The organism is Pontibacter virosus (assembly GCF_003096355.1).
GTDB lineage: Bacteria > Bacteroidota > Bacteroidia > Cytophagales > Hymenobacteraceae > Pontibacter > Pontibacter virosus.
In genome coordinates, this window is record NZ_QEKI01000002.1 from 323967 (window position 1) to 336717 (window position 12751).

Sequence of the window (12751 nt, forward strand, 5' to 3'; positions counted from 1 at the left end):
CTTAGCCTGCCATGGTCATGGCACCGGATTTTGAAACCTCCTGCACTCCGTATGGCTGTAGTGCCTCGAGCAGCGCAAGAGATGAACTGGCATCCCCTGCCTTCTCCAGCACAATACTCTCTGAGTCGGCAGTCAGCAGCCGAGCCTGGTGAGCCAGCAAGATATGCTCCAGCACCGGCTGCGGCAGCTGCCTGCGGTTGATCCTATACAAGGCTACCGGCATCCATGCCACTTCCTCCTGTCGCAGGACAGCCGCATGTGCCACTCCGATAATTCGTCTCAGTTCTTTGGTGATCTGCTCTGCCCAACGCTGGGTTGTTTTGGCTTCGATGCGATAGTGATAGTTTGCCTCATCATCCGGCCTGGAGGCAATCAGGTTTTGAAAGGCAATATTCCGGCGCGTGAAAAGCTGCACGATACGTCCCAGGATCGTTTTGTCCGCTGTTGCACTGATCGTGAAGATGAATGACTCTTGCATTGTCTTAGTGTTAATCATTTGAAAAAAGGAAATCTCCCGAGGTTCTCCCCATTGGATTCTTTATAAAGCTGGTTGGTAGCGCCTACTCCAGCCGGATCTCTGAGACACAGGCTCCCGTAGGCACCATGGGAAAGACATTGTCCTCCTTGCCTACGATCACCTCCAGCACCTCTGCATGCGGGCTGTCGAGAACAGCCTCCAGCATGGCTTGCAGTTCTTCCCGGCGTTCAACTTTTCTGGCCCGAATGCCATAGCCCTGCGCTATTTTCACAAAGTCCGGATTTTCCATTTCTACAAAAGAGTAGCGCTTCTCGAAGAATAGCTGCTGCCACTGGCGCACCATACCCAGGAAGTTATTGTTCAGGATGATCACCTTCACAGCCAGTCCGGTTTGCATGATCGTGCCGAGTTCCTGGATGTTCATTTGAAAACCACCATCCCCGATCACGGCAATCACCTGGGCCTCTGGACGTCCGGCCTTGGCGCCAATGGCAGCCGGAAGGGCAAACCCCATGGTGCCGAGGCCACCGGAAGTAACATTGCTGTTGCGGCGCCGATAGTTAAAATAGCGCGACGCGACCATTTGGTGCTGCCCTACATCCGTCACCAGGATGCTGTCTGCTTCTGCCGTCTCGTTGATGAAGCGGAGCACCTCTCCCATAGTGATCATCTTTTCATCAGCAGGAAACAGGTCATGGCGCACCACCTTCTCATATTCCTTCTCCATACACACTTGGAATTCCTGCAGCCACTCCTTGTGCTCATTTTCCTCCGCAAGAACAGACAATGCCGCCAACGCTTCTCTGGCATCTGCCACCAAAGCCACGTCTGCTTTGATGATCTTGTTGATCTCGGCAGGGTCCAGGTCGATGTGTATGACTTTAGCCTGCTTGGCGTAGGTATCGGTGCGGCCGGTCACCCGGTCATCAAAACGCATCCCTACAGCAATGACCAGGTCAGCTTCGTTTGTTTTCACGTTAGGTGCGTAGTTGCCATGCATACCCAATAGCCCTACGTTAAGCGGATGTTCGGAAGGTATAGCCGACAGGCCCAATAAGGTAGTGGCTACCGGAATATCGGCTTTCTCAGCCAGCGCCAGCAACTCCTCATGCGCTCCTGCCAGGTGTACCCCCTGACCGGCCAGAATGAGTGGCTTTTTTGCACCATTGATAAGGGCCGCAGCCTGCTCCGCCGCTGCAATGCTGAGCGGCGGTTTGGGTGCATAGTGTTTAACCTCTGTGCATCTCTCATAGCTGAAAGGTGCTTTTGCAAATTGTGCGTCTTTGGTAATATCGAGTAGCACCGGCCCTGGCCTGCCGCTCTGAGCCAGATAAAAGGCTTTGCTGATAGCTGCCGGAATATCAGCAGCGTCCGTTACCTGTATATTCCACTTGGTAACCGGCGTCGTAATGCTGATTACATCAGCTTCCTGAAAAGCGTCCGTACCCAACAGGGGAGCTGCCACCTGTCCGGTGATGCATACCAGGGGCGTAGAATCTGCCTTGGCATCCGCAAGCCCGGTTACCAGGTTAGTAGCCCCTGGACCAGAGGTCGCAAAGCATACACCTACTTTACCGGTTACCCTGGCAAAGCCCTGTGCCGCATGAATGGCACCCTGCTCGTGGCGCACCAGGATGTGGTTGAGTTGATCAGCATAATCGTAGAGCGCATCGTATATCGGCATGATCGCACCGCCCGGGTAGCCGAAGATTGTTTCTACACCTTCAGCCAGCAGGGAGAGGATGACTGCCTCTGCCCCTGACACAGTTTTCGCATTATCAGGCAATGCCGGGGCTGGTTTCTCTTTCCTTGACATAGGTTTCTTCTAAATCTGTTATACATCCCTTACTGGCGTCGCTCACTGTTCTGATGTACTTGAGCAGGACGCCTTTGGCTGCTCCTGCAGCCGGCCTTACCCATTTGTCGCGGCGCAGGCTCAGCAGCGCGTCTTCCACATGCAGGTGAATGGAGTTGGTCATGGCATTGAGTGAGATCCAGTCGCCGTCCTCTACCAGGGCCAACGTGCCGCCGTCGTAAGCTTCGGGACAAACGTGCCCAATAACAAAGCCATGGGTTCCGCCAGAAAAGCGACCGTCGGTGATCAGGGCTACTTTATCTCCCAGGCCTGCACCCATGATGGCAGAAGTAGGCTTCAGCATCTCCGGCATACCGGGTCCACCCTTAGGACCCACATAGCGGATTACCACCACATGGCCCGCCTTGATCTTCTTCTCTGCTATACCTTCGTTCAGCTCTTCTTCGGAATTGAACACAATGGCGGGGCCTTCAAAGGTTAATCCTTCTTTGCCTGAGATCTTTGCCACCGACCCCTCCGGAGCCAGGTTGCCATACAGGGTCTGGATGTGTCCGTCTGCCTTGATGGGGTTCGAAAGTGGGCGAAGCAGGTCTTGCTCCTCACCCAGCGGTCGTATACCTGCCAGGTTTTCAGCCACGGTCTTGCCCGTCACTGTCAGCAGATCGCCTGTAAGCAAACCTTCGTTCAGCAGTGTTTTCATCACAGCCGGAACGCCTCCCAGTGCAGACAAGTCTTCCATCAGGTATTTGCCACTTGGCTTCAGGTCAGCCAGCACGGGCACCCTGTCGCTCACCGACTGAAAATCCTGTAGGCTCAGTCTTACACCTGCGGCATGTGCAATCGCGATCAGGTGCAGGACGGCATTGGTAGAGCCTCCGAGTACCGTGATCAGGACCAGGGCATTCTCGAAGGCCTCCCTCACCAGTATATCCTGCGGCTTCAGGTCCATTTCCAGCAGGCGGAGCAGGTAGTCTCCCGTGCTCAGGCATTCTTCTTTTTTGGACTGGCTGACAGCGGGAGCCGAAGAAGAGAAAGGTACCGACATACCCAGTGCTTCCGCGGCAGACGCCATGGTGTTGGCCGTATACATACCGCCACAGGCACCCGGTCCCGGACAGGCATTGCGGATAACGCCCCTGTAATCCTCTTCTGAAAGTTGCCCGTTCAGCTTTTTGCCGTAGGCCTCGAAGCACGAAACGATGTTCAGCTTTTCACCCTTGAACTCACCACCTTTGATCGTGCCGCCATACACCATGAGCGAAGGACGGTTCAAGCGGGCCATGGCCATGAGTGAACCCGGCATGTTTTTGTCGCAGCCTACCACACAGGCCAGAGCGTCATAGTTATGAGCACCGGCTATGGTTTCGATGGAGTCGGCTATGATCTCCCTTGACACAAGCGAGTAACGCATACCTTGTGTACCGTTGGTGATGCCGTCGCTCACGCCGATGGTATTGAAGCGTAGTCCCACCATGCCAGCCTGGTTCACCCCACGCTTTACCTCATCGGCCAGGCTATTGAGGTGCATGTTGCAGGTGTTGCCATCAAAGCCTGTGGAGCAAATGCCAGCAAAAGGTTTGCGGAGATCAGCTTCCGAAAGACCCGCGCCGATCAGCATGGCCTGAGAGGCTGGCAGGCTGTCGTCCTGGGTATAGATGCGGCTGTATTTATTCAATGCCATTGTTATTCTCTTTAATCTCTTTTCAAATTGGTAGCAGTGTCTGCTGCCGTACTTGCTGCAATTTCGGCTTTTCACTGTCGCTCCTGAAAACTGCTTTTATACCTGCTTACTATTTCTAACTGTAGCAACAACAAGCTTAATTAACTGACATCAAGCACTTTAAATCCTGCACACTACAATCTCTAAATGTAAAAACCAGCCAACTTTAGTTGCTTGCAGGCTATCGCTACATGGATGGGGAGGCAGTTGGCGCTACTCTGGATACAGGCTAGTGCGTCAGCACAGGGCTGGTAGCTCGTCCTGTCACCAGTGCTGAATATTTCGCCGCCAGCACAGCGCCAATAGTGTTTTCAAAGGGGTTCCTGAAAACGTGCTCGCCTATGGAAGATACCCCCACTACCTCAGCGGCAGTGCCCGTCAGGAAGGCTCCTTCTGCCTCGTTCAGCTCCTCCGGTGTGAAGAATCGCTCATGCACTTTGATGCCAGACGCTTGTGCCAGCTCGATGACGGTGTTGCGGGTTATACCCTTGAGAATGCTGCCTGCCGGCGCTGTGTGAAGCTCCCCGTTTTTTTCATAGAAGAAATTGGAGCCCGGCCCTTCGGCTACGAAGCCGTTCATATCAAGCAACAGCGCCTCGTCGTACCCTTTGTTTTTGGCATCTGAGCTGGCGATAATGGAATTGGCATAATGTCCGGCTATCTTGGCCTCGATGGGCACCGCTCTTGGGTTAGGCCGCTCGTAAGGGGAGACCATCAGGCGCAGACACTGGTTCCCGAGGTATTTGCCCCACTCCCAGGCAGCAATAAAAACGTTGCTCGTGGCGGGTGCTTTTATACCCATGTTTGGCTCACCGGCATATACCAGCGGACGGATGTAGGCTTCTGTCAGGTTGTTTTGCTCAAGCAGTTGGTAGGTGAAGTCTGTCAGCTCCTCCACAGAATATGCCAGAGGCAGGCCCACCGACCGGCAGGAATAGTGCAGGCGTTCGTAATGCTCTTTCGCTTTGAAAATCCGCGTGCCCGCTGGTGTGCTGTAAGACCTGATGCCTTCGAAAGCGGCATACCCATAGTGCAGCGACTGGGCATAGACACTACAAACGGCCTGGTCGGCTTTTACATAATTGCCGTCCAGAAAAACAAGCGTGTTGTTATTAAAATACATCGTAGCTAATTATTTAAGGTTTAGGATTGGTATGGGTAAACAAAAAAAGCCTTTCTGACCGGGTAGTCAGAAAGGCTTTCTATAGGCAATAGAAGTCCGTTTCTTCAACCCGGTGGCTGAGGAATAAGAATAATAATGACAATAATGATTGCTGCTATTGCGAGCATAGTTTTAATAATCAAAGGTGTTAAAATAAAAACAGCCGTCTCTTGTGGGAGACGGCTGCCAAAGTATAGCTTATAATTTTACTTTCAGTTTCAGCAAACCATCTCCACGCCTTGTGTAATTACCACAAGGTTAATAATGCTAATAATGACGATGGCTGTGAGTTGGTTTTTCATACAGTGCTGGCAAATGTAATGCATTTTTGACGGGAGCCATACTGTTCAACAGATTTTTTTTAAAAAAACTTGTTTGCCTGCTACAGCAGAATGTTCCTGCTGTATACCTCCACAGGCTGCGAGCACCACTGTTGTAGTTAGATAATCGTGCTCAGGCCCACTTCAATATTTTCTTTTTGAGGCACGCTCCCTACACCCTCCAGCACACAGTAGGCAATAAAACTGCCCACTTGTTCCGTGGTATACGGAGAAACGGCATTCAGCTCAGGCGTCAGCACCTCGTTGCGTAAGGCATTCTGCACTGCTTCCTTTACAGCGTCTGCTTCCGCCTGCAGGCCAAAGTGCTCCAGCATCATCGCGCCGGACAGGATGGCTGCGATTGGGTTGGCTATACCTTTGCCTTTTGCCTGTGGGTAAGAGCCGTGAATCGGCTCAAAAAGCGACACGATATTTCCTACCGAAGCCGAAGGCAGCAGCCCCAGCGAACCGGCGATGACAGAAGCTTCGTCCGACAGAATATCCCCGAACATGTTCTCTGTCAGCATGACGTCAAACTGACGGGGGTTCAGGATCAGCTGCATGGCGGCGTTGTCCACAAACAGGTAATCTACTGCTACGGAAGGATACTCCGGTGCTATACCTTGCACGACCTCCCGCCACAAGCGTGACGTTTCGAGCACGTTAGCTTTATCCACCAGAGTCAGCTTGTTGCGTCTGTTGCCCGCAGCTTGAAAGGCAAGGTGAGCAATGCGGGTGATCTCTTCCCGGTTGTAGGTGCAGTGATCGTACGCTTCAGCAGCGGTACGGCCTTTTTCACCGAAGTAAATACCACCGGTCAGCTCCCTGAAAATAAGCATATCGGCTCCGGCAATGCGGTCGTTCTTTAGCGGTGAGTGGTCCAGCAGCACATCGTAGGCTGTTACCGGACGTATGTTGGCGTACAGTCCCAGTGACTTGCGTAACTGCAACAGGCCCTGCTCCGGCCGTACCTTGGCCGCAGGATTGTTGTCATACTTCGGATCGCCAATAGCGCCCAGCAGTACCGCGTCGGCATAGTAGCAGGCCTCCAGCGTTTCTTCCGGTAGCGGGCTCCCTGTGGAATCAATGGCGCAGGCGCCCATCAGGTGCTTTTCAAAGGTAAACCGGTGGCCAAACCGATCGGCTACGGCCTCCAACACCTTGATCGCTTCCTCACAGACCTCAGGTCCGATGCCATCGCCGGGCAGTACAATGATCTTTTTATTTAATATGTCCATGCTCTTGTGCTTTCGTATGCTGTTATCGCCTCTTTCTGGCTCACTAAAAAATCAATGTCATCATAGCCTTTGATCAGGCACTCCTTCTTGTAGGGATCTATCTCAAAGGAAATGCGCTCCCCGCTTGCGGGTAGGTATAGCTCCTGCTCCGGCAGGTTCACTTCAAATTCTGTCTGCGGGTCTGCCTCTACCAGTGCGAACAGGCGCTGCAGCACCTCATCCGTTACCTGCAGGGGCAGGAGGCCGTTGTTGAGGGCATTGCCCCGGAATATGTCGGCGAAATAGCTGGATATGACGACCCTGAACCCGGCATCATAAATGGCCCAGGCGGCGTGTTCGCGGCTAGATCCGCAGCCAAAATTCTTGCCGGCCAGAAGTACCTGCCCCTTGTAGCGGCTGCTGTTCAGCACAAAGTCCGTTTTGGGTTCGCCGTCGCTGTCGTAGCGCCAATCCCGAAAAAGGTTCTCACCAAAGCCCTCCCTGGAAGTGGCTTTCAGAAAGCGGGCAGGTATAATCTGGTCGGTATCTATATTTTCGATCGGCATGGGAACAGCTCCCGTCCGTATGATTTCAAACTTCTCCATTAGTTCAGGTATTGGGTTATGTCCACGATCTTTCCCTCCACAGCCGTGATGGCCGCTACCAACGGACTGGCCAGCAGCGTGCGCGATCCCGGCCCCTGCCGTCCTTCGAAATTCCGGTTGGAGGTGGAAACACAGTAAGCGCCCGCCGGAATCTTGTCTTCGTTCATGGCCAGACAGGCACTGCAGCCCGGCTCGCGAAGCTCAAAACCTGCATCGGCGAGTAACTTGTCCAGGCCTTCCTCACGGGCCTGCAACTCTACCTGCTTCGAGCCCGGTACAATGATCGCCTCCACATGGCCGGCTTTCCGCTTGCCCTTCACATACTCGGCTACCTGGCGCAGGTCCTCGATGCGGGAGTTGGTGCAGCTGCCGATGAACACATAGTTGACCTCTTTGCCGAGCAGGGACTCACCCCGAGCAAAGCCCATGTACTGCAGGGACTTGTCGAAACTGGCTGCCTCACTGGCTGGTACACTGGCTGGTATTGTGTCGTTTATAGCAATGCCCATACCCGGGTTGGTGCCATAGGTGATCATGGGGGCAATGTCGGCCGCCTCAAAGTGCAGTTCGGCATCAAACTCTGCTCCTTCTTCGGTATAAAGGGTGTTCCAATAAGCCAGCGCCTGCTCCCATCGCTCACCCTGCGGCGCATGCGGCCGGCCCTCCAGGTAGGTATAGGTATTCTCATCCGGCGCGATCATACCGCCGCGGGCGCCCATCTCGATACTCATGTTGCACACCGTCATGCGTCCCTCCATGCTCAGTGAGCGGATGGCGCTGCCGGCATACTCCACAAAATAACCGGTGGCGCCACCGGTGCCCAATTTGGCGATCACATACAGGATCAGGTCCTTGGCGGTCACGCCTTTGCGCAGTTCTCCCTCCACCGTGATGCGCATCTTGCGAGGGCGGCTGAGCAGCAGACACTGCGTTGCCATTACCTGCGCTACCTGGCTGGTGCCGATGCCAAAAGCAATGGCTCCGAAGGCGCCGTGCGTTGAGGTATGGCTGTCGCCGCACACGATGGTCATGCCTGGCTGCGTGATGCCCAGTTCCGGTCCGATGACGTGTACGATACCCTGGTTCGGGTGTCCCAGGCCGAAAAGCTCTACCCCATACTTTTCACAGTTAGAAGTCAGCTTATCTACCTGAAACCGTGACAACTGATCCTGAATGGGCAGGTGCTGGTTGCGGGTGGGCACGTTGTGGTCTGCGGTGGCCACAATCTGGGCCGGGTTGTACAACGGCAGGTTGCGGGCCTCCAGTTCATCGAAAGCTTGGGGACTGGTCACTTCATGGATCAGGTGCCTGTCGATGTAAAACACATCCAGGCCACCCGGTATGGAACGCACCACATGGGCATCCCAGATCTTATCAAATAATGTCTTCTTCATCCTAATTCTCTACTAACAGGTTTGCCTTCTCTACCAGCACATGCAGATCCTTGTCATGCACTTCTTTTGCACGGTCTGCCACTTCCAGAAAGGATGCATACGCTTTGTCAAGGGTGCTCTTATCAAAGTTGTAACCGATTTTCTGCAGTCGGAAGGCCAGGGCAGCACGCCCGGATCTTGCTGTCAGCACGATGGAAGAATCCGGCACGCCTACGTCGCGCGGATCAATGATCTCGTAGGTTTCGCGGTGCTTGATCACGCCGTCCTGGTGTATGCCGCTGGAGTGGGAGAAGGCATTCGCCCCCACGATGGCCTTATTGGGCTGCACCGGCATGCGCATCATGTGCGAAACCATGGCCGAAGTCTCAGAAAGCAGTTTGCTGTTGATGTTGGTCTGCAGTTTCAGGTATGGGTGCTGGCGCATGATCATCACCACTTCCTCCAATGCCGTGTTGCCGGCACGCTCCCCTACCCCGTTGATGGTACATTCGATCTGTCGGGCGCCGTTGATAGCTCCCGCAATGGAGTTGGCCGTAGCAAGGCCCAGATCATTATGGCAGTGTGTAGAAAGGGTCACTCGCTCGATGCCCCTCACATTATCCGCCAGGTACTTGATCTTCGCGCCATACTCCTCAGGCAGGCAATAGCCTGTCGTGTCTGGTATGTTGAGCACAGTGGCGCCTGCTTTAATGGCTGCTTCGCACACCTGGGCCAGAAAGGTATTGTTGGTTCTGCCTGCGTCTTCGGCATAGAACTCTACATCTTCTACAAACCGCTTTGCCAGCTTCACCGCCTCCACGGCACGTTCCAGCACTTTCTCCTGGGTCGTGCGCAGCTTAAACGCAATGTGCGATTCTGATGTGCCTATACCTGTGTGGATGCGCGGGCGCTTTGCGTGCGTAAGTGCCTCGGCTGCTGTAAGGATGTCCTGCTCTACTGCTCTGGACAGCCCGCAAACGGTGATTTCTTTTGTCTGGGCCGCAATCGCCTTTACCGCCTCGAAATCGCCAGGGCTCGATATCGGAAAACCGGCCTCTATCACATCCACCCCCAGCAGCTCTAACTGCCTTGCAATCACCAGTTTCTCATCCACATTCAACTTGCAGCCTGGCACTTGCTCACCATCCCGCAGCGTGGTATCAAATATTTGTATTTTCTGGACCGACATTTTAATTTGATTTCTGTATTGCTGAAAAAGTCTCTACTTTGGAGGGCAATTAAGGCCAAAACCAGCACCTCCAAAAACTATTTCCAGATAAGGCTACTATTTCCAACACTGGATTTCCAGGCTACAACCACCTGAATACCAATGAATTAATTTACTTGAAAATACAATGGCTAACGGAATAACTGATCCTGTTTTTCAATTGGTGAAATCACTGACTAAATCAGAGAAGCGGCACTTCCGTCTCTTTGCCAAGCGTCAGGGTGCCACGGAGGGCTTGAAATTTTTGCAGCTATTCGACGCGCTAGACAGCCTGGGCGTGTATGAAGAAGAGAAGGTACTGGCACTGGCTCTTGATGTGAAGAAGGTTCAGCTCGCCAATATGAAGGCGAACCTTTATAAGAACATACTCTCTGATCTACGTCTTTACCACGCAGGTCAGAACATCGATATACAACTGCGCGAGCAGCTCGACTACGCCCGTGTGCTGTATAACAGAGGCCTCTATCAGCAGAGCCTGAAAATGCTGGACAAGGTCAAAATGCAGGCCCTGCAGGCAGAAATGCAGCATACGGCTCTGGAGGCATTGGATTTTGAGAAAATGATCGAGTCGCAGTACATCACCCGCAGCCTGGCCGGGAGGGCGGATACGCTCTCTGAAGAGGCGATGGATGTTGCAGCGCACGTGTCACAACTGCACAAGCTTTCCAACCTGGGGCTTCGCATGTATGGTCTATACATCAAGGCAGGGCATGTGCGCAACGACGAGGATTACGAAGCCATAACGGCTTATTTTAAATCGCACTTGCCCGAGATTGACCTTAGCACGGCAGGCTTTTATGAGAAACTGTCTTACTACCAGTCGCACGTATGGTATTTTTACATCGTACAGGACTTCCGGTCAGCCTACAGGTATGCCCAAAAGTGGGTGGACCTGTTCCAACAATACCCGGTTATGAAGGAAAAGCAAAGCATGCTCTACATCAAGGGTCTTCACAATTTGCTGGCGGCTTTATTCAACCTACTCTATTATAGCAAGTTCAAAGAAGTGCTGCAGCAATTAGAGGACTTTTCGAGAGACGAGAAGAGGCGCATTAGTCCCAACACCGAAATGCTGCTGTTCCTATACATTGACACAAACAAAATCAACCTGCACTTTATGGAAGGCCGGTTTACCGAGGGACTGGAACTGGTGCCGGTTATTCTGGAGAAACTGGAGCATTTTAAATTGCAGCTTGACCCGCACCGGCAGCTAATCTTTTATTTTAAAATAGCCAGCCTATACTTTGGCAGCGGGGACAACTACAAAGCAATCGAATACCTCAACAAGATCATTCGCTTTAAGGACATCAGCCTGCGGGAGGACTTGCAGTGCTTTGCCCGGATATTGAACCTGATAGCACACTATGAGGCAGGCGAAGATGAGGCGTTGGAGTACCAGATCAAGTCGGTATACCACTTCCTCGGCAAGATGAACAACCAGCAGCAGATGCAGGTAGAGATCTTCCGTTTCCTGCGCAAGCTGGGGGATATTGCACCGCATGAGCTCCGGGACGCCTTTATTTCGCTCAAGGCCAAACTGGAGAGCATAGCAGCTGATCCGTTTGAAAGAAGACCATTTCTGTACCTGGACATTATTTCCTGGCTCGAAAGCAAAATTGAAAACATACCGGTGCAGGAGGTAATTAAACGCAAATCCAGAACGCTGAAATAACGAACTGGATTACACCTATTTAAGATAGCAGCGGAGATGCGTAGCGCAGCATCTCCACTGCTTACCAACGTTCTCTTTAAACCAGGTTTTGCCTATTGACAGACTCGCGGTGAATGCTGTTGAATAGCTGCGTTACGAACTCTCCATTCAGGTTTCTGCCAGCAGCCTGGCTTGCATGTTTTGTCAGCAGTTCCGTCCATCTTTCTTCCTGGATCACGGCCATCCCATGCTGCTTTTTGTATTGCCCGATTTCAGCCACCACTTGCATTCTGTAGCTCAACAAGTCGATTAATTGCTCATCAATGTAATCGATGGAGCTGCGCATGTTGCTTAGATCAGTCATGCCCACCTCAGTTGCAGCACCGGTAGTTAATTTCATTTTAGCCAATAGCACTGTCAGTGCCTGTGGCGTGATCTGCTGGGCTGCATCGCTCCAGGCAGCATCGGGGTTATGGTGCGTCTCAATCATAAGTCCATCCATCTCAAGACCAATTGCCGTCTCGGCTATACCTGCCAGCAGTTGGCGGTTACCAGCAATATGGCTTGGGTCGTTGATAAGGAGTATGTCCGGGCGCTGCTCCTTCAGGGCGAGGGGCATTTGCCACTCCGGGTTGTTGCGGTAGATGGATTTACCAAGCGGCGATACCCCTCTGTGAATAGCTCCCGGATTGCTGATACCCGCCTTCTCTAGCCGCTCAATTGCACCAAGCCACAGGTTTACGTCCGGGTTCACCGGGTTTTTAACCAGTACCGGCACGTTCACACCCTGCAGCGCGTCGGCAATCTCCTGCACGGCGAATGGATTGGCTGTTGTTCGGGCCCCAATCCACAGCACATCGATCCCATGCTTTAGGCATTCATTGACGTGGTCTCTATTGGCAACTTCTGTTGCCACCCACAGACCGGTTTCTTCCTTTACCCGCTGCAGCCATTTCAACCCTTCGGTACCTACGCCTTCGAACATCCCGGGACGTGTACGCGGCTTCCAGATGCCTGCCCTGTATATGCTTGTCCCCGTTGTTTTCAGCTGGCGGGCAATTGTCATTACCTGCTCTTCTGTTTCGGCACTGCATGGGCCTGCGATGATCAGTGGCTGCTCTTTTGTATTAGTTGGCCAGGTGTTGTTTATCTTTTCCATGGTATTGATGATGGCTGTATTC

At 52.9% G+C, this 12751-nt stretch carries 10 protein-coding genes; 1 reads left to right on the plus strand and 9 read right to left on the minus strand.

The window, feature by feature from the left end:
* Position 1 precedes the first annotated feature (1 nt).
* From C8E01_RS04455 to C8E01_RS04490, 8 genes are all read right to left on the minus strand, one after another.
* The gene (locus tag C8E01_RS04455; protein WP_165820561.1) at positions 2–478 is read right to left on the minus strand and encodes a hypothetical protein; all 477 of its coding nucleotides are present in this window, start codon (positions 476–478) and stop codon (positions 2–4) included.
* Positions 479–560: 82 nt separating this feature from the next.
* Positions 561–2294 (minus strand): biosynthetic-type acetolactate synthase large subunit, encoded by a 1734-nt coding sequence (gene ilvB, locus C8E01_RS04460; protein WP_116542152.1) that lies wholly within the window; start codon positions 2292–2294, stop codon positions 561–563.
* Complete coding sequence (ilvD, locus tag C8E01_RS04465; RefSeq protein WP_116542153.1) at positions 2257–3975, minus strand: dihydroxy-acid dehydratase; 1719 nt, start codon at positions 3973–3975, stop codon at positions 2257–2259. The genes ilvB and ilvD overlap by 38 nt, the downstream gene beginning before the upstream one ends.
* 268 nt (positions 3976–4243) lie before the next feature.
* A complete protein-coding gene (locus tag C8E01_RS04470) occupies positions 4244–5137 on the minus strand; it encodes a branched-chain amino acid transaminase (protein ID WP_116542154.1) in 894 nt (297 codons plus the stop codon).
* A 478-nt stretch (positions 5138–5615) separates the two neighbouring features.
* Positions 5616–6734 carry a 3-isopropylmalate dehydrogenase gene (gene leuB, locus C8E01_RS04475; protein ID WP_116542155.1) on the minus strand — a complete coding sequence of 373 codons (1119 nt, stop codon included), beginning with the start codon at positions 6732–6734 and terminating at the stop codon, positions 5616–5618.
* On the minus strand, positions 6722–7318 hold the full coding sequence (gene leuD / locus C8E01_RS04480) for a 3-isopropylmalate dehydratase small subunit (protein ID WP_116542156.1): 597 nt from the start codon (positions 7316–7318) through the stop codon (positions 6722–6724). The genes leuB and leuD overlap by 13 nt, the downstream gene beginning before the upstream one ends.
* Positions 7318–8712: a 3-isopropylmalate dehydratase large subunit gene (gene leuC, locus C8E01_RS04485; protein ID WP_116542157.1), complete on the minus strand. Its 1395-nt coding sequence runs from the start codon at positions 8710–8712 to the stop codon at positions 7318–7320. Before leuC ends, leuD begins: the two co-directional genes overlap by 1 nt.
* A gap of 1 nt (position 8713) precedes the next feature.
* The gene (locus C8E01_RS04490; protein ID WP_116542158.1) at positions 8714–9880 is read right to left on the minus strand and encodes a 2-isopropylmalate synthase; all 1167 of its coding nucleotides are present in this window, start codon (positions 9878–9880) and stop codon (positions 8714–8716) included.
* 166 nt (positions 9881–10046) lie between these two features.
* Here C8E01_RS04490 and C8E01_RS04495 point away from each other — a divergent pair, with 166 nt between their 5' ends.
* On the plus strand, positions 10047–11591 hold the full coding sequence (locus C8E01_RS04495) for a hypothetical protein (protein ID WP_116542159.1): 1545 nt from the start codon (positions 10047–10049) through the stop codon (positions 11589–11591).
* A gap of 76 nt (positions 11592–11667) precedes the next feature.
* Here C8E01_RS04495 and C8E01_RS04500 read toward each other — a convergent pair whose 3' ends face one another.
* A complete protein-coding gene (locus C8E01_RS04500; RefSeq protein WP_116542313.1) occupies positions 11668–12729 on the minus strand; it encodes a bifunctional 3-deoxy-7-phosphoheptulonate synthase/chorismate mutase type II in 1062 nt (353 codons plus the stop codon).
* Between the last annotated feature and the right edge of the window lie 22 nt (positions 12730–12751).

Bases quoted from the DNA above. Each gene is read 5' to 3' on its own strand.
- C8E01_RS04495 (WP_116542159.1), top strand. From the start codon at position 10,047: ATGGCTAACGGAATAACTGATCCTGTTTTTCAATTGGTGAAATCACTG.
- ilvD (WP_116542153.1), bottom strand. From the start codon at position 3,975: ATGGCATTGAATAAATACAGCCGCATCTATACCCAGGACGACAGCCTG.
- C8E01_RS04490 (WP_116542158.1), bottom strand. From the start codon at position 9,880: ATGTCGGTCCAGAAAATACAAATATTTGATACCACGCTGCGGGATGGT.
- leuC (WP_116542157.1), bottom strand. From the start codon at position 8,712: ATGAAGAAGACATTATTTGATAAGATCTGGGATGCCCATGTGGTGCGT.
- ilvB (WP_116542152.1), bottom strand. From the start codon at position 2,294: ATGTCAAGGAAAGAGAAACCAGCCCCGGCATTGCCTGATAATGCGAAA.
- C8E01_RS04470 (WP_116542154.1), bottom strand. From the start codon at position 5,137: ATGTATTTTAATAACAACACGCTTGTTTTTCTGGACGGCAATTATGTA.
- C8E01_RS04455 (WP_165820561.1), bottom strand. From the start codon at position 478: ATGCAAGAGTCATTCATCTTCACGATCAGTGCAACAGCGGACAAAACG.
- leuD (WP_116542156.1), bottom strand. From the start codon at position 7,318: ATGGAGAAGTTTGAAATCATACGGACGGGAGCTGTTCCCATGCCGATC.
- C8E01_RS04500 (WP_116542313.1), bottom strand. From the start codon at position 12,729: ATGGAAAAGATAAACAACACCTGGCCAACTAATACAAAAGAGCAGCCA.
- leuB (WP_116542155.1), bottom strand. From the start codon at position 6,734: ATGGACATATTAAATAAAAAGATCATTGTACTGCCCGGCGATGGCATC.